Here is an 18,445-nt window from a genome sequence, read left to right as displayed (position 1 = left end):
TTAAAAAGCCGAATGAATTTTAAACATTCATTCGGCTAATAAAACAATCAAACTTTATGAAACCTATTTTTAAAATTGCAAGTGCATTTTTGCTGCTTGCCTGGACTTCTATTGCTGTAAAAGCACAAACAACAACTGCAGATGAAAGTTGGGAATTGGCTAAAAAACAGGCCGCTACAGAACATAAATTAATTTTTGTCGATTTGTATTTTACAGGTTGCATGCCGTGTGCACAAATGGACAAAGACGTATTTCCTGATCCAAAAGTAGCATCGTTATTAAAAGATAATTTCGTTACATTCAAATCAGACATCTTAAAAGAAGAAATTGGAAAAAAATTAAGCATGAAATATGGCGTTACAGGATTTCCAACCTTTCTATTTTTAAATGCCGACGGAAAAGTGATTGATAACGCAATGGGTTTTCAGGCAGTAGAACCTTTTATGGCTTTGCTTCAAAGTGCAAAAGAAGCTGCGAAAAAAGGAGACTTTAAAAAATACAGTCCGCAAATTAACGAAAAAGACTATCCGGAGTTTTACCAACAAGCTTACATGGCAGGCAAGAGAAATGTTTCTTTTGAGGTTGTCGATGCATATTTAAAATCTCAGCCTTCAATAGTTGCAGAGGTTCCTTTCGTAATTATTACAGGATTAAAAATTGGCAGACAATACGACGATCTTTTCTTGAAAAATATCACACAATTATCTAAAGATTTTGCCAAAGGAAGTGTTTCCAGCCACGTATTTACCATTTTACAACATAAAAGAAAAGACTTCGAAAAAACAAATGATTTAACTGGTTTTAAAAAATTATTGGCAGAGGCAAAACCACTTTATACCGCCGATGAATGGACAAAATTTGAGGGTATTTTGTTGAAAGATTTTGGCGTAACAAAAAGCACAAACAACCCATACACTTTACAAAAATAAAGCGATGAACAAGATATTCATATTTGCTGTTTTGTTTTTGAGTTGTTCTGTTTATGCGCAGAACAAGTCAATTCAGGAATCGCTAAAAGCATTCGAAAAATCATTTCAAAACAAAGATTATAATGCAATAAAAACATTGCTTGCACCAGATTTTACAGTTGGCGTGGGCGATGCGTCATCAAATGAATTTTATTTAAATACTATTTTCAAAGCCTCATCGGCATTAGATTCTTTGCAAATAGGAAAATCTGTTGCAGTTAAAAATCAAACACGCGTTGCCGTAAATTTTTTCTTTAAAGGAAAAGAAAAGAAAGCTTCAGAAATCGTTTTTAATGCAGCAAATAAAATACAATATGTAACTTTTTTTGATGGCTTGTACAGAATAGATCGAAATGCTGAGGTAAAAAAAGTAGCCAGCATTCCGTTTGAAATGATCGAAAACGGAATCGCTGTCAAAATAAAACTGAACAATACTGATCGCGAATTTCTTATGTTGTTTGATACCGGTGCAGACGGAATGGCGTTAAACCCAGATAGCGCATACAAAGCAGGAATAGTTGTTACGAGCAATAAATCGGCATCAGTTGTGGGCGGAAGTCAGCAAGTACAATATTCGGCAAATAATACAATTCATATTGGTAATCAAAGTATTCCCAATCAAGGATTAGTTATTTTTCCTAAAAGTAGTGTTTACGACGGATTATTTGGTGCCAATTTACTTCGCAATTTTATTACCAAAGTTAACTTCGATACCAAAACAATTGACCTTTATAATTTTGGAAATTTTGTGTATGATGGAAAAGCAAAACCACTTGTTTTCGATTATAAAACAGGTTTACCAATAGTTCCGTTAACATTGACTTTTGAAGATAAAAAAACAGTAGAAGGCAATTTTACTTTTGATACCGGAGCAGGTTATGATTTGATCGCTTTTGGACCTTTTAATCATAAGAATAACTTAGACAAAAAACTTCAAATAGAGTACACATCAACAAATCATAGTTTAGGACATCAAACACAAATTATGGGAGGAACGCTTCCAAATGTGTCTATTAACGGAAATAATTTTTCGAACGTTACAATTGCTTTGCAGGAATATCAGGAAAACAATAAAAGTTGGGCAACTGCCGATGGATCACTTGGAATTGATTTAATAAAACGATTCAATTTTACGATTGATATGTTGCATAAAACCATGTACTTAGAACCCAATAATGCCTTTAAAAAAGCATCATCTTTTTATTTGTCTGGACTTGATTTAGATTTTGATGATCAGAACAATTTAGTCGTAAAAAGAATTACGGATACAGAAAACGAAGAACTCAAAAAAATTAAACCAGGCGCAAAAATAGCGCAGATTAACGATTTTGAAATTACTGATTTACGAAATCCTGAAAACATCAAAAAATTAAAATCCATTAAAGAACCCAAAGATTTTATTATTGAACAGAATGAACAATCTATTCGAATTTCACTTTAACATATAATCAAAAAACAACTAAAATATCATGAAAAAACAAACCATTTTACTTCTGTTAATTGCCATTTTTGTCGGGCAATTTAGTTTTGCAGCAGACATTTCTGAGTATGCAGTAATCAAAGGAACAATTTCGATTCCTGAAACTAAAATAAAAGAAATTACCATTTATAATGTCGAAGAAGGACAGCCTGCCGTAGCGGCGACAGCCAAAGTGAATCCTCTAGGCGAATTTGGATTTATGTTACCCATTGCAACACCTGGTTTTTATTACGTGGATTACGGACAATTTAAAGGCCGCAATCAATTAATCCGTTTGTATCTGGAACCTAAGTTAGATATCAATCTTTCTATAAGTAAAGACAATTACGTTTTAAGCGGTAAAGCTGTGGGGCAAAATGCTTTGGTTCAAAAAGCAAATGAAATTTATAATGAGTTTGCGCCGTTTGCAAGAGTTGGAGGCAATGTGACTTACTTAGATTTTTATCCTTGGATAGATAAAGGGATTGCAAAAGCAGATGCTTTTACAAAAAGTATTAAAACGAAAAATGCAGCTTTTGATAAATTATTAAAATTAGCCGTAACAACAGATGTTGAAGAATTAACATATTACTTTTTCAGAATGCCAAGAACTGCATTTCCTGACAAAGACGACCGTCCTGCTATTATTAAAACATGGCAAACCGATAAAAAATTTACAGATCCTGATTTGTTGAAATTGGCAAATGGAGTTTCGTTAATGTCAAATTATTTCTTTTATGTAACTGTAAATGGAGCTGGAGGTCCAAAGCGTTTAGACTTGGCAGAAGCTATTACGCATATTACAGATCCTACTTTAAAAGATGTTTTTTTACGTGATGCAGTAGCAACTTCTCGCATGAAAATCGAAGAATATGAAAAAGTAGCTCCAAGCATTAAACCGTACATGATTTCTGAAGCTAGTAAATCATTTTTAATCGATTATGAAAAAGTACTGCATAAAAATGTAGGTCAAAAAGGACTAGAATTTACTTATAAAGATATTGAAGACAAACCGGTTTCTTTCTCAGATTTTAAAGGAAAATTAGTGTACATCGATTTGTGGGCAACTTGGTGTGGACCTTGTAAAGCAGAGATTCCTCACATGAAAAAAATGGAAGAAGATTATCATGGTAAAAATATTGTATTTGTAAGCCTTTCATTAGACAAACCAAAAGACAATCAAAAGTGGAAAGACTTCGTTAAAAAAGAACAACTAAAAGGGATTCAAATTATGGCTGATAAAGATTTTGATTCTGATGTTGCCAAAAATTACGATGTAAATGCCATTCCAAGATTTTTATTATTTGACACAAAAGGAAACATTATTAATTCAAATGCCCTACGTCCGTCAAATCCAGAATTGAGAGAGCAATTAGATAAATTATTGAAGGTGTAGAAATTAAACACGTAGAGGACATAGTTTGAAATTGTTAATTAACAATTAACAATTTCAAATTATACTTACCAATTAAAAAAAAAGAAAAATTATATGTTTTACAAACAAAAATCAGTACTTCTTTTCTTCGTTATAATTGCCAATTTATTTACGGGTCAGGCTCAAAATTTTAAAGCCGGTGATCCAATTGCCGTCAATCAAAAAATAAAAAAAGGAGTTTTGCCAAACGGAATGACGTATTATATTTATCCAACAACGGTAAATAAAAATACTGCAAGTTATTACATCATTCAAAACGTAGGTTCTATTTTAGAAAACGATCAACAAAAAGGTTTGGCGCACTTTCTGGAACATATGGCGTTTAACGGAACCAAAAATTTTGAGGGAAAAGGAATTTTAAACACACTCCAAAAACAAGGAGCTGTTTTTGGTAAGAACATCAACGCATATACGAGTACAGACGAAACGGTGTATAATCTTGACAATATCCCATCAAAAGATAGTGGAGTAGTCGATACCTGTTTATTGGTTTTACACGATTGGTCTGGGTTTTTATCCTTAACCAATCAGGAAATTGATGCCGAACGTGGTGTAATTACGGAGGAATGGCGTACGAGACAAAATGCATCGCAACGTATTTACAATCAGCTTGCGCCTTATTACTATAATAATAGTTTGTATGCAGATCGTAAACCAATTGGCGACATGGAAATCGTTAAGAATTTTGATTATCAAGTTTTAAAAGATTTTTATAAGGATTGGTATCGTCCGGATTTGCAAGCAATCGCGATTGTTGGAGATATAAATGCTGAGGACATTGAAGCAAGAATAAAAAAACTTTTTGCAGATATTCCGGCGCGTCAAAACCCTAAAAAACGTTTTGAAATTGCCATTCCGGATAATGATAAAGCGACATTTAAACTGGCTTTAGACAAAGAAATTTCGAGTTCGAATATTATTTATATGATTCGTCATAAAGCCGAAAAACCAACAGGAACATTTGCTGATTTAGAAAAATCGACACAACGTAGTATCGCATTCTCCTTAATCAATAACAGATTGGGAGAAATGGCACAAAAAGAAGATTGTCCGTTTAAAGGCGCTCAAATTGGTTTTCAAAATTACAGTCGTTTAAATGATATTTTATTTATAAGTCTTTCTCCAAAACCCAATCAGCAGGAAGCGGCTTTTACTGTCGTAATGAACGAATGGGTTCGTGCGACTAAATTTGGTTTCTCAAAAGGAGAGATTGAAAGAGCAGTTACCGAAAGAATTTCATCGTATGAAAATTATCTGGAAAAACTCAACGAGATTTCGCATAAAAGTGTGATTTCGGCAGTGAAAAAAGATTACTTAAAACATGAAATTATAAGTGATCCCGTAGCTGAGTTTGAAATGTTAAAGACAATTTGGAATAACTTAGATTCAGCAATTCTTCAAAAACAACTAAATGATTTGTACACAACAAATAATCGCGTAGTTGCCGTTACCGGAGTAGAAAAAGAAAATAACTTGAATGAGGAAAAAGCCTTTGATATTATATCCAAAGCAGAAAATAATCCTACTTTAAAACCCTATGTAGATTCGTTTGCTGGTAAATCTTTAATGGGCGATATAGTAGTGAAACCTGGTAAAATTGTTTCTGAAAAAACAACGAAAGAAATCAATGCAACGACTTATATATTAAGTAACGGCGTAAAAGTACATTTTAAATTTGCGGATAAAAATAAGAAAGATGTCAAATTAATTGCCGAGAGTACAGGAGGAGAATCATTGTACGAACCTAAAGATTTACCCTCTGTAAATTATGCAACAAATTTGGCAGAAATGTCAGGTTTAGGAAATCTAACAAGTACAGATCTGGAAAAAGTACTAACTGGAAAAATAGCAAATGTATCTTTTGATTTACTAGATTCTAAAGAAAAAATTTCAGGAGCATCCAATGTAAGAGATTTAGAAACCATGATGCAATTGATCTATATGCGTTTTGAAAAACCAAGATTTGACGCAGAGATGTTTGGACTCTTGAAACAAAGAATGCAAAATTCTTTAAACGAGAAAGAACAAGATATCGAATCTCAAATGAATGATAGTATTGTAAATACGGTGTATGGAAAAAATAGTTTTAAAAAACGAATGATAGAAAATCAGGAATATGTTGATGATTTATCTTTTGATAAAATGAAATCAATTTATCTTGATCGTTTTGCAGATGTATCCAATTTCGAGTTTTATATCGTTGGAGATGTAACTCCAGAAATTTTAAAACCGCTTTTAGAAAAGTATATTGCCAGTATTTCCGGAATTAAACGCAACGAAAAATATGTAGATAAAGAAGTTGAATGGATTTCTAAAAAAATAGACAAAGACATTGTTATCAAAATGGAAACGCCAAAAAGTTCTGTAAACATTTGTTATGCTAAAGAATATCCTTACTCATTGAAAAACATAATTTTAGTTTCATTTTTTAATGATATACTTACATTAAGATATACTGAAAGTTTGCGAGAAAAAGAAGGAGGAACTTACGGTGCGCACTTAAGATCTAAATTAGTAAAACTTCCAAAACCTTCGTCAAAATCTAAAGCAACTGTTTCTATCAATTTTGATTGTGATGCTGAGAAAGTAGAGCATTTATTGCCTATTGTATATCAGGAAATTGATAAAGTAAAAAATGGAGAAATTGTTGCCGAAGATTTAGAAAAGACTAGAAAAAACTATCTAAAATCAAGAGCAGACAGCAAAAATTTTAATAATTATATCATGAGTTTACTGTACAATTATTTTACAGAAAATTATAACATGGATGATCCTAAAAACTATGAAGATATTGTAAATAGTATAACACCAAAAGATATTCAGGATTTTGCCAATTCATTCCTTAGCAATGCAGATACTTTTGAAGTAGTTTTTAAACCGCTACAATAGATATTTTTAGAAACTTTATAAAAGAGTTTAATTAGTTCTCCCTATCAATAATTATTTTGAATTAGTAAGCAAATAAGTTTTTATAGCGGATTATTAAGGGGGCTGTTTATTGCTATTCAGCCCCTCTTCTTTAAAATTTTATCCCATGAACAAGAACATATTTTTAGCGAGTATTATGCTATTGTTTTCGATAATGGCAAATGCTCAGATATACAGTCCCATAAAGTGGAAAACGAGTGTGCAAAAAGTTTCAGATACTGAATATGAATTGCAGGCGCAGGCTTCAATAGAAAATGGCTGGCATTTATACAGTCAAAATGTTGCCGATGGAGGGCCACTGCCAACTCATTTTAATTTTACAAAAAGTCCCGATTTTGAATTACTTGGAGATGTAAAAGAGGAAAAAGGAAAAATAATTAATGATCCTGTATTTAAAATGTCCATTAAGTTTTTTGAAAAAGAAACTACTTTTAGACAACGTATAAAAATAAATAATAATAAGCCCTTTAAAATCAAGACCGAAGTTGAGTTTATGGCTTGTAATGACGAAAACTGTCTTCCGCCAAGTTACGATGAGCTTGAATTTAACATAAGTCCAATTGCTAAGATTACTCCATCAAAAGATATTGATGCAAATGTTGTGACTGAAATTGTAAAAGAAGACTCTTTGAAAGTGGTCGAAGAAGTTCCCGTAAGTAACCTTCCGATTAAGAAAAATATTTCGCCAATAGAAAAACAGCAAAAAACAAAACCAAATAAACAAGATTTAAACAGTTTAGGAACCATTTTTATATTGTCTTTTTTATCCGGATCTGCCGCTTTGTTAACGCCTTGTGTTTTTCCGATGATTCCAATGACAGTAAGTTTTTTTACCAAACAAAGCAAAACAAAGTCGCAAGGAATTAAAAAAGCATTTTTTTACGGAATCTTTATTATTACAATTTATATTTTTCTTGGTGCGGTCGTAACATGGGCTTTTGGTGCCGATTCGCTAAATGCGCTTTCTACCAACGTTTGGTTTAATCTTATATTCTTCCTTTTGTTATTGTTTTTTGCCTTTTCATTTTTGGGAGCATTCGAAATTATGTTGCCTAATTCGTTGGCAAATAAAGTCGACAATCAAGCCGACAAAGGCGGTATTATTGGAATACTTTTTATGGCATTAGCTTTGGCAATAGTTTCTTTTTCTTGTACTGGACCAATCGTAGGAACATTATTAGTCGAAGCGGCTTCAAGAGGCGGAATTGCACCTTTTGTTGGAATGTTTGGTTTTTCTTTGGCTCTGGCTTTGCCATTTACCTTATTTGCCGCATTTCCGGGTTGGTTAAATTCTTTGCCAAAATCAGGAGGTTGGTTAAATGCCGTAAAAGTAGTTTTAGGATTTTTGGAACTGGCTTTGGCTTTCAAATTTTTATCCAATGCCGATTTGGTTTTGCAATTGCATTGGTTTCAAAGAGAAACTTTTTTAGCAATCTGGATAGCTGTTTTTGGAGCATTAGCATTTTATTTATTCGGAAAAATACAATTACCACATGATTCGCCCGTAGAGCATATTTCTGTTGGTCGTTTAAGTATGGGATTACTCGTTTTAAGTTTTACCATTTATATGATTCCCGGACTTTGGGGAGCACCGTTGAACTTGATAAGTGCTTTTCCGCCACCTCTGGATTATAGTGAATCTCCTTATGGTGTTGGAAGTTCCAGTAATAATAGCGAAAATAGTCATTTAACCGCTGAATTGCCAGATGGAGCTCATCTTTTGGCTCCGCATGATATAATGGCTTTTAACGATTATGACAAAGGATTGGCTTATGCTAAAAAAGTAGGAAAACCTGTTATGTTGGATTTTACAGGTTGGGCTTGTGTAAATTGCAGAAAGATGGAACAGAATGTTTGGACAGAGCCTGCAATTATGAACATCTTAAAAAATAATGTTGTTTTAATTTCTTTGTATGTAGATGATAAGCGAACATTGACTGCTGAGGAAATTGTTGATTCTAAATTAAATCCGGGAAAGAAAATAAAGTATTTTGGACAAAAATGGAGTGAAATGCAAACGCTTCGTTATCAATCAAATTCGCAACCTTATTATGTATTAATGGATCATAACGAAAAAACATTACTCGAGCCCGTTGGTTATACAGCGGCGTCAGTTGATTATAAAAGTTGGTTAGACGAAGGACTTTTGAAATTCTCAAAAGAATTATAGACTTAAATAATTTGTCGAAGCTTTTTTTAAGATTTTATACACTTAAGTTAACCTTTTGAAGCTAATTAGGAATGAAACATTTAAACACATAGTCCCGAAGCTTCGGGACTATGTGTTTGAAAAAATAGCCAACGGTTTTAGTTAATCTTACCACAATATAATTCGTACTCTTTAAAGAGGAAAAAAGTCTTTGAACAATAATGTTTGAAGACTTTTTTTGTTTCATAATGATTTCCAGAGAATTGTTTTTTTTCAAATGTATAGCGTAAATCGCTTTGGTAGTATTTTAATAATATACCCGTTTGTAAAAGCAATAACTTTTGCCATTTAAGATTAATTACTAGTTTACAACTTGAGTTTTCGCTATTTTCGCACTTTTAAAAATTCCTCATGAATTCCCCTTCAAAAGCCATCAATCCAATTTACAATCTCCAATTTGGATTAGTCTGTTTAAGTTCACTGCTCTTTTCAGCAAGTTTTAATATGTTAATTCCTGAACTTCCTGAATATTTGAGCAATATGGGCGGTGCAGAATACAAAGGATTGATTATCGCTTTTTTTACATTGACAGCAGGAATTTCACGACCTTTTAGCGGTCGTCTAACCGATACTTTGGGTAGAGTTCCCGTTATGGCAGTAGGTTCTATTGTTTGTTTTGTGTGTGGTATTTTGTATCCAGTTTTAGGAACTGTTTCGGGATTTTTATTCTTAAGATTAATTCACGGATTTTCTACAGGATTTAAACCTACAGCAACAGCAGCTTATGTCGCAGATATTATTCCGCGAGAGCGTTGGGGCGAAGCTTTGGGATTACACGGACTTTGTTTTTCTATTGGGATGGCACTTGGGCCAGCAATTGGAAGTACAATTAAAATGTATTCTTCTATGAACATGCTTTTTTATGCTTCTTCTGTTTTTGCGTTGATGTCCATTGTTATTTTAATGAATATGAAAGAAACTTTAAAACACAAACAACGTTTTAGCCTTCGAATTCTGAGAATTTCAAGAAAAGATATTATTGCTCTCGAAGTATTACCGGCAGCTATAGTGACTTTTCTATCTTATATGGCTTATGGAGTAATTTTGACATTAATTCCAGATTGGAGTCAGCATTTAGGAATAACCAACAAAGGTTTGTTTTTTGTAGTTTTTACGATTACTTCGGTAATGATTCGCTTTGGTGCGGGAAAAGCTTCAGACAAATACGGACGTCTTCATTTAATAATTATTGGTCTTTTTTTATTGATTATTTCATTGGTAATCGTTGGATTTTCAACTTCAATTATGGGACTTTTAATTGGAGCGGCCGTTTACGGAGTTTCTACCGGAATTGTTTCGCCAGCTTTAAATGCCTGGACAGTCGATATGAGTTTTCCGGAACATCGAGGAAAAGCTATGGCAACAATGTATATTGCACTTGAAGCAGGAATTGGTCTTGGAGCACTTTTTGCAGGATGGGTTTATCAAGACGTAATTGCAAAAATTCCAATGTTAATGTATACCAGCGCAGCAATGGTTTTTTTAGCCTTGGGATATGTTTGGATTCAATTTCAGAAGAATAAAAAATCTAAACTTTCGGAATAATCGCAATTTGTAAAAGTAGATATGCTATATCTTAGAAGTAGCATATTTAAAATTTATTCCCGATGATTTAGCAGAACACTATTTCAAGCGGCGTTCGATTAAATGTAACGTAATTTTTCTTCTTCAATATCCAGATAATGCATTTGTCGCCTAATAATAGCTTCATCTAAAGATTGATCTTCTTTATTTTTATTTATTAACCATTGTCTTTGCTGGTTTAATAAATCAAGATAAATGTCTTTAAGATCCTTTCCAATAGATTCATCATCCATTCCGTTACTATGCTGTTCCCATTTTTGAATTAATTGCTGCAATGACGAATTACTTTCGATCTGGTCGCTATAATTAGTCCTCAAATAATTTGAAGCATGTTCTGCTAATTCTTTTCGCAAGAGATGATATGCTTCATCGCGCGGTAAAGTATCTTCAAAAGCAGTAAAATTAATTTTTCGAATAAAATAAGGCAATGTCAATCCCTGAATTAATAAGGTCAAAAGAATAACAATAAATGTAATAAACAAAATAAGGTTGCGCTGAGGAAAACCATTTCCATTATTTAAATAAACAGGTATCGATAGTGCAGCTGCCAATGAAACAACACCTCGCATTCCTGTCCAACCTAGTATAAAAGGTGTCTTTAAACCCGGATTTCTACTATCAGCAACAGTGATAAAATTACGCGCAATTAAAGTAACAATTACCGCACCGTAGGATGACAATATTCTACTAACGATCAAAACTAATGTGATCAAAACGCCATATCCAATTGCTGTTACAAGGCTAATATTAACTGCTTCAAGCCCTTTGGTAATTTCAGGCAAATCCAATCCAATTAGCATAAAAACCAATCCGTTTAATATAAAGCAAAGACTTTCCCAAACATTTACTCCTTGTAAGCGAGATTTACTACTCAGGAAACGATGTCTATTATTAGATAAAAGTAAACCGCCACTTACTACGGCCAAAACACCTGAACTATGCACTTCTTCTGCAGCGAGATATATGATGTAAGGTGTAAGTAGAGACAAAACGATGTCTGCATTAGCATCTGTAGGCAAATATTTATGAGCTTTCATAAATAACCACCCAATTAATAAACCAATTGCAACACCGCCAATAATCATCCAGCTAAAACTTATAGCTGCTTTGTAAAATATAAATTGTTCCGTTGCAACGGCAATCATTGCAAACCTGAAAATAATTAATGAAGAGGCATCATTCAATAAACTTTCACCCTCTAATATAGATGAGATTGTTTTGGGGACTTTTACAAATTTTAAAATAGCACCGGCACTCACTGCATCTGGAGGAGATACAATTCCTCCCAATAAAAAACCTAGTGCTAATGAAAATCCCGGAATAATATAATTTGCCACTAAGGCTACTGAAAGAGCTGAGAGAAAAACGACAATAAAAGCAAAACTTGTAATAATACGACGCCAGCGCCACATTTCTTTCCACGAAACCGTCCAAGCAGCTTCATACAATAATGGCGGCAGGAAAATAAAAAATATCAATTCAGGTGCGATGTTTACAAGAGGAACGCCCGGAATAAAACTGATAGCCAATCCTGCCAAAACTAATAGTACAGGATAAGCCACTTTTATTTTATTAGCCACCATAATCAGCAATAAAATAACGATTAATATAGCCAGATAAAAAGGGAAATTCTCAAGCATTCTTTTTTGTTTATATTAAAAAAATTAGTTTAAACTTCTGTATTCAATAGGCGTAAAGCCTGTATTCTTTTTAAACATTCGATTAAAGTGTTGAGGATATTTAAATCCTAACTCAAATGCAATTTGACTGACAGATTTGTCCGTGTCAAAAATTCGTTCTTTGGCTAAATTGATTAACTTTAATTGAATATGTTCCTGAGCGGTTTTGCCAGTTTCTTTTTTAATTAAATCTCCAAAATAGTTTGGCGAAAGATGTAAATGATCTGCAAAATATCCAACAGAGGGAAGGCCTATAACCTGAGGCGTTTCAGATTGAAAATAGTTATTTAATAAGTTTTCGAATTTTGATAAAATATCAGTATTAATGTTTTCTCGGGTTATAAATTGTCTGTCATAAAACCGAACACAGTAATTTAGCAGCAATTCGATATTATTGACAATTATACCTTTACTATGTTTATCAATAGATTGACTTAATTCGTACTCTAATTTATGAAATAAATCTTTTATAATTTGTTGCTCTTTTAAAGATAAATGTAGCGCTTCATGAAACTCATAAGAAAAAAAAGAGTATCTACTCATTAGTTTTGCCAGAGAAGTTCCCTTTATTAAATCTGGATGAAAAAGTAAAGCCAAACCAGTAGGCTGATAATCGTCTTCATTTTTAATTTCTATTACTTGTCCGGGAGCAACAAAAACCATAGTTCCGTCATCGTAATCATAATTGTTACGTCCGTATTTTAATTCGCCACATTTTCCGGCTTTCAAAAAAACAGCATAAAAACCAAAATGCATACGGCTGTGATTTGGTAATGCTTTTGTTTTATAATTATCAAATACACTTATTAAAGGATGCTGAGTTTCAACACCTTTAAGGTTATTATAATCGGCTATTTTTTCGACTTTGATAATCTCTTCCATCTTCAGGTTCTTTTAGTTTATTGATACAAATATACAGCTCAGATTGTTAGTGAGTTAGGTTAGAAATGTAAATCAGTAAAAATGGTAATAATAGCAGTAATCTGTATACAATAAAGATACTGTTATTGAAGGAAATTTGTACCATCAAAATTTTAATGAAGTTTTGTTATCCATAAATTTAAAGAATATCTAAATGAAAACAAGAATATTAGGAACACAAGGTTTAGAAGTTTCAGCTCTAGGAATGGGCTGTATGAATTTGAGTTTTGGAACTGGAAAAGCTGCAGATATAAATGAAGGAATTAAAGTAATTCGTTCCGCTTATGAAAAAGGAATCACTTTTTTTGATACTGCCGAAGCTTATGGTCCATTTACTAACGAAGAACTGGTTGGAACCTCATTAAAACCTTTTCGTAAAGAAGTAATTATAGCTACAAAATTCGGGATGATTTCAGATACCGGAATTAATAGTAAACCTGAACATATTAGAAAAGTGGTTGAAGCTTCCTTAAAAAGATTACAAACAGATTATATTGATTTATTGTACCAACATCGTGTAGATCCAAATGTGCCTATTGAAGATGTTGCAGGAACAATAAAAGATTTGATTCAGGAAGGAAAAGTAAAATATTTTGGACTTTCAGAGGCTGGTGCCGAAACCATTCAGCGCGCTCACAAAGTTCAACCCGTTTCGGCAGTTCAAAACCAGTATTCTATTTGGACAAGAGAGCCAGAGGTTAAAGTTTTACCACTTTGCGAAACACTAGGAATTGGTTTTGTGCCTTGGGCTCCAATTGGAACTGGCTTTTTAACCGGTAAAATTACGCCTGATACCAAATTTGATAGTGATACAGATTTACGAGCTGCTTTCCCGCGTTTTACGCCCGAAGCAATTAGAGCAAATATGCCAATTGTGGAGTTGCTAACGAAAATCGCAAATCGAAAAAATGCAACAGCTGTTCAAATTGCTTTGGCTTGGCTACTAGCTCAAAAGCCTTTTATTGTACCAATTCCAGGAATGGATAAAATAGAATATTTAGATGATAATATAAAATCTGTAAAGGTCGAACTATCGTCAGAAGATTTACAAGAGATTGAAGGCGGACTTGCAAATATAACTTTTCAGGGCGCTAGATTGAATCAAGGATTACTCGATTTATCTGAAGAATAAATAATAAGAAATTTGATAGAGACAAAAGCTTTTGTAACTATAAAAAAAATTATTGCATAATGGAAGATACTATAAATACTTCGAAGGAAATTTTGAACTTATCACTAGATAAATTCAAATGGAAAACTAGTGGGCAAATTGATAGAGTCCAAGAATTATTTGATGATGATTTGGTTTTTATTCATATTACAGGTCACATCACTACCAAAAAAGAATGGATTAATCAATTAAAATCAGGAAGTTTTGTGTACAATAAAATTGAGTTAAAAGAACATAGCGCTAAAGTATATGGTGATACAGCTGTTTTGGTTGGAAAAGCATTATTTACCGTAAATGGCGTAAGCAAATATAATTTGGTTTACACCGAAGTTTACACAAAGAAAAATAACCAATGGAAATTGGTTAACTTACATACGACTTCAGGATATTAAAATTAATTTAATTAAAATATATAGTCATGCAAAAAAGAATATTAGGAAACGGATTAGAAGTATCGGCTCTTGGAATGGGCTGTATGGGATTGAGCTTTGGTTACGGACCCGCGATTGATAAAAAAGAAGGTATAAAATTAATTAGAGAAGCTTACGAACAAGGAATTACCTTTTTTGATACGGCAGAAGCTTATGGTATTGAAAATGAAGAATTAGTTGGAGAAGCCTTAAATCCGTTTAGAAAAGAGGTTGTTATCGCAACCAAATTTGGTTTTAAAGATGGAAATGCTAATAATGGACAAGACAGCCGACCTGAAAGGATTAGAGCAGTTGCTGAAGAATCCTTGAGACGATTAAAGACTGATGTTATAGATTTATTTTATCAACACAGAGTAGATCCAAACGTTCCAATGGAAGATGTGGCAGGAACTGTAAAAGAACTTATTCAGGAAGGAAAAGTGAAATATTTTGGACTTTCAGAAGCAGGTGTTGAATCCATTCGAAAAGCACATGCAGTTCAACCTGTAACGGCTTTGCAAAGTGAATATTCTATTTGGTGGAGAGAACCAGAGTTAGAAATTTTACCAACACTTGAAGAGTTAGGAATTGGTTTTGTTCCATTTAGTCCGCTAGGAAAAGGTTTTTTGACAGGAGCAATCAACGAGAATACGAAATTTGACAGTAGTGATTTTCGAAATATAGTGCCACGTTTTACTGAAGAAAACAGAAAGGCAAATCAAAGATTAGTAGAGCTATTAAGTGAGATTGCTTATCAAAAAGAAGCTACTCCTGCACAAATTGCATTGGGTTGGTTATTGGCACAAAAACCTTGGATTGTACCTATTCCCGGAACAACAAAATCGCATCGATTAACAGAAAATATAGGAGGCGCATCAATTAATTTATCTAGTAATGATATCAAAAAAATAGATTACGCATTTTCACAAACCACAATACATGGAGATCGTTATCCTGCTCACTTGCAAAAAAGTGTAGGGAAGTAAAAATCAAACTTACATTATCCGCAATAATCTCAAACATCAATATTGTGTTTGAGATTATTTTTTAAGTTGAGATGCAAAATTACTATTAGCTGTAATTAAGAAATTTCGAATATTGTACTTTATTTAATGATTATATAGTAGCATTTATATGTGAGATTAAATTCTCTTTAATTCCCGTTTTTAAATTGATGATTTCAAATCTTTTGGTCGAATTAAAAGAACCTACATCACTATCACTGTTAATCAAAATTATACCAGCCAGAATAACATATTTACAATTGTATTCTGTAGCTGCAACAAGTTTTTGAATTCGTTGGTCAATGGCTTCATAAACTACTTCTGTAGCTTCATAAAGCGGAATGTTGTGGTTTAGAATTCTATCTTTTTGATTGTATAAGATTTGTTCAATAGTATTCATTTGATAATCCATTTCTGTAATATTTCCAGGTTCAATGCTATTATCGAATAATTTATTTAAGGCTCCTTTGGCAGCACCGCAGCAACTCGAGTTTTTATTTTGCCCAAAGCGATTGATCTCACCAACAATTCCTTCTTTCGAAATTCCAATGTGAGGGCCGTAGTATATAAAAACAGCACCTTCGTCTGGTACATGACTTGCAAATGCTTGCATTCCTGTAAGTCCTGTAAAAGGAAATCCGTCTAAACCACCCATTTTAAAAGGGCCTAAAAATTCTAGTGCCCTGGCTGGATATTGAATACTGTTTACATCGTCGCTGCAAATACTATCGGCTAACATGATCTGAGCGGGCTCCAGATCTAGTTTTTCTTCAACATAATCAATAACTTTGTTTATAAAATCTATGGTAGTTAACGCATTAGGATAATGCTTTTTGATAATTTGTAGTTTTTCTCTTTTTTTCATTTTCTAAAGAATTAGAAGTTCTGCCACAATTTTAGAGCACAAAATGATGAATTTGCAAATGCTCTCTGCAATACGTTGAAAAATGTTGCAGTAGTAAAGTTATAAAATTTCACCTAGAGTAAAACTTCAGTTTAAGTTTGTTTTTAGAAATAATGAGTTTTGTTGTTCTGAATTTCTTGTCCTAGATTAAGCGTTGTGCGCTCTATTCTGTATTAATTTTACAACACTAAAAAAAATCATCATGGAATACACTGTAATAAATAATGAAAAAGATAAACGTTTTGAGATTCATCTTGACGGTAAAATTGCGTTTGAACAATACAAATTGTTTAGCGGTGGTATCGCTTATATTCATACCGAAGTTCCGCCGGAATTAGGAGGAAAAGGAATAGCTGCTTACATAGCAAAATATGTTTTGGATTATGCCGAGGAACATCATCTAAAAGTAAAACCTTATTGTCCGTATATAAAAGCTTATATCGATAAGCATCCGGAATATCAGGCAAATTCATTGTTTCATAATAAAGAATAAAAATAGCTTACGTAATTGTATTTTGTTATAATATGATAGTTATTAAATTAAAAAAGTACACGCAATTTTCGGCACTAAAAATGAAGTTTATTCATTAACGAAATCCATTAAAAAAAATATTCAGTAAAGCCAAAAGTTATAATTTTTGGCTTTAATACTTAAATAATAGTACCTTTCTGCAAAGTATTGTTTTAAAAAATCTAGTTCCAGATCGTTTATGAAAAAGAGTTTGTTTACCGTAATAATTATTGCAATAGTGTACTTTTTAGCAACAGCTTTATATAGTTTGTTGTTTGGACTTCCGCCATTTAATACGGGTTTCGTTGTGGGATATCCGGCAATATATTATCAATTTGACATTTCAGGAACCGAAACACAATCTGGTTTTATGGGAGGTATTAATCTTGTTACTAATGTTCTAATTGTTTTGATTATCTTCTTTATACTTAAAATTATAAAGAAAAAACGAGTGAATAAATTATCGTAAAATAATGACAGAAAAGATACTTTCAAAACGATGGATATACTTCGTGATGGTGTTTATATTAATTATCTTTCAAAGAGGATACAGATTGATTTTAAATTTTCCCTTTGTACTAAATGCGTCATTGTTTCTGTTTTCTTCTTTAATTATGTTTATACTTTTATTTCAATATAATCAAAAAGAAAAAGAAAAAAACAAAATCAAACTAACTAAAAAGAAACAGAAAGTATACGATAAAGTAGATCTGTTTATTGATCTTTTGGGATGTCTTATTTTGGCATTTTTTATTTTTATCACGATCAAAGTAGCCATTAATTTTTATTTAGAATGTAAAGCAAATGATTCGCCTACTCAGGAAATAAAGTTACCAATAGAAAATTATATTTCAGGCAGATCAGATTTAGTGTATTATCATTTTGAAGATAAAGGATATAGTTTGGGTTATAGTAATCCGGATCACTTGTCAAGAAAAAATATAATAGAACATTATATTCTGAACATAAAATATAGCAAATCTGTTCTTGATATGTATGTTATAAAAGAGTATAATATCGAAATCAAATGAAGAAAAAAGCTTTAATCTTGCTGCTAATTCTAATTAATATAAGTATCATATTTTATATTAATTTTAAAATCGAGACAGACATTTCGTATCATTCAGGAAAAGATGGTGGAATTTTTTCCGGATTTAAGATGATCATACTTTTAAGCTCTATTTACTTTCTGGTCTTAACAAAACATAATAAATTTATCTTTTTTATAATTGGTTTTCTTATTGGGATTGTTTCATTTCTCG

Annotated in this window: 15 protein-coding genes; 12 read left to right on the top strand and 3 right to left on the bottom strand. The window is 32.5% G+C overall.

Features of this window, described 5'->3' with window-relative positions:
• The first annotated feature begins 56 nt into the window (after positions 1-56).
• The 6 genes from IW18_RS22700 to IW18_RS13400 all read left to right on the top strand — a co-directional run bounded on the left by IW18_RS22700 (position 57) and on the right by IW18_RS13400 (position 10,544).
• On the top strand, positions 57-929 hold the full coding sequence (locus IW18_RS22700; protein ID WP_052480168.1) for a thioredoxin family protein: 873 nt from the start codon (positions 57-59) through the stop codon (positions 927-929).
• Between the two features lie 4 nt (positions 930-933).
• Complete coding sequence (locus tag IW18_RS13420; RefSeq protein ID WP_041518395.1) at positions 934-2,409, top strand: retropepsin-like aspartic protease; 1,476 nt, start codon at positions 934-936, stop codon at positions 2,407-2,409.
• 28 nt (positions 2,410-2,437) lie between these two features.
• Positions 2,438-3,823, top strand: a complete 1,386-nt coding sequence (locus IW18_RS23365; RefSeq protein ID WP_052480167.1) for a TlpA family protein disulfide reductase — start codon at positions 2,438-2,440, stop codon at positions 3,821-3,823.
• Between the two features lie 93 nt (positions 3,824-3,916).
• Complete coding sequence (locus tag IW18_RS13410; protein ID WP_041518394.1) at positions 3,917-6,751, top strand: M16 family metallopeptidase; 2,835 nt, start codon at positions 3,917-3,919, stop codon at positions 6,749-6,751.
• Positions 6,752-6,896: 145 nt separating this feature from the next.
• Complete coding sequence (locus IW18_RS13405) at positions 6,897-8,960, top strand: protein-disulfide reductase DsbD family protein (protein ID WP_041518393.1); 2,064 nt, start codon at positions 6,897-6,899, stop codon at positions 8,958-8,960.
• A 390-nt stretch (positions 8,961-9,350) separates the two neighbouring features.
• On the top strand, positions 9,351-10,544 hold the full coding sequence (locus tag IW18_RS13400; protein WP_041518392.1) for an MFS transporter: 1,194 nt from the start codon (positions 9,351-9,353) through the stop codon (positions 10,542-10,544).
• 98 nt (positions 10,545-10,642) lie between these two features.
• On the opposite strand, the gene IW18_RS13395 is transcribed toward IW18_RS13400, so the two are convergent.
• Both IW18_RS13395 and IW18_RS13390 read right to left on the bottom strand, forming a co-directional pair.
• Entirely contained in the window at positions 10,643-12,223 is a 1,581-nt protein-coding gene (locus tag IW18_RS13395; protein ID WP_041518391.1) for a Na+/H+ antiporter, read from the bottom strand.
• 24 nt (positions 12,224-12,247) lie between these two features.
• A complete protein-coding gene (locus IW18_RS13390) occupies positions 12,248-13,144 on the bottom strand; it encodes a helix-turn-helix domain-containing protein (protein ID WP_041518390.1) in 897 nt (298 codons plus the stop codon).
• A gap of 193 nt (positions 13,145-13,337) precedes the next feature.
• On the opposite strand from IW18_RS13390, the gene IW18_RS13385 reads away from it, so the two are divergent.
• From IW18_RS13385 to IW18_RS13375, 3 genes are read left to right on the top strand one after another with little or no spacing between them, the layout of a single operon-like run.
• Positions 13,338-14,315, top strand: coding sequence for an aldo/keto reductase (locus IW18_RS13385; protein WP_041518389.1), 978 nt, complete (start codon positions 13,338-13,340; stop codon positions 14,313-14,315).
• Between the two features lie 59 nt (positions 14,316-14,374).
• Positions 14,375-14,746 carry a nuclear transport factor 2 family protein gene (locus IW18_RS13380; protein ID WP_052480166.1) on the top strand — a complete coding sequence of 124 codons (372 nt, stop codon included), beginning with the start codon at positions 14,375-14,377 and terminating at the stop codon, positions 14,744-14,746.
• A 26-nt stretch (positions 14,747-14,772) separates the two neighbouring features.
• Positions 14,773-15,750, top strand: a complete 978-nt coding sequence (locus IW18_RS13375; protein ID WP_041518388.1) for an aldo/keto reductase — start codon at positions 14,773-14,775, stop codon at positions 15,748-15,750.
• 130 nt (positions 15,751-15,880) lie between these two features.
• Here the strand turns inward: IW18_RS13375 and IW18_RS13370 are convergent, their stop codons facing one another.
• Positions 15,881-16,633, bottom strand: coding sequence for a hypothetical protein (locus tag IW18_RS13370; protein ID WP_041518387.1), 753 nt, complete (start codon positions 16,631-16,633; stop codon positions 15,881-15,883).
• A gap of 241 nt (positions 16,634-16,874) precedes the next feature.
• Between IW18_RS13370 and IW18_RS13365 the strand changes: the two genes are divergently transcribed.
• From IW18_RS13365 to IW18_RS13355, 3 genes are all read left to right on the top strand, one after another.
• Complete coding sequence (locus tag IW18_RS13365; protein WP_041518386.1) at positions 16,875-17,165, top strand: GNAT family N-acetyltransferase; 291 nt, start codon at positions 16,875-16,877, stop codon at positions 17,163-17,165.
• Between the two features lie 217 nt (positions 17,166-17,382).
• Complete coding sequence (locus tag IW18_RS13360; RefSeq protein WP_041518385.1) at positions 17,383-17,652, top strand: hypothetical protein; 270 nt, start codon at positions 17,383-17,385, stop codon at positions 17,650-17,652.
• A 145-nt stretch (positions 17,653-17,797) separates the two neighbouring features.
• A complete protein-coding gene (locus tag IW18_RS13355; RefSeq protein ID WP_115098662.1) occupies positions 17,798-18,214 on the top strand; it encodes a hypothetical protein in 417 nt (138 codons plus the stop codon).
• Positions 18,215-18,445: the final 231 nt, after the last annotated feature.

The organism is Flavobacterium hibernum (assembly GCF_000832125.1).
In the GTDB taxonomy this organism is placed as follows: Bacteria; Bacteroidota; Bacteroidia; order Flavobacteriales; family Flavobacteriaceae; genus Flavobacterium; species Flavobacterium hibernum.
This window is presented reverse-complemented; position numbering and strand designations above follow the sequence as displayed.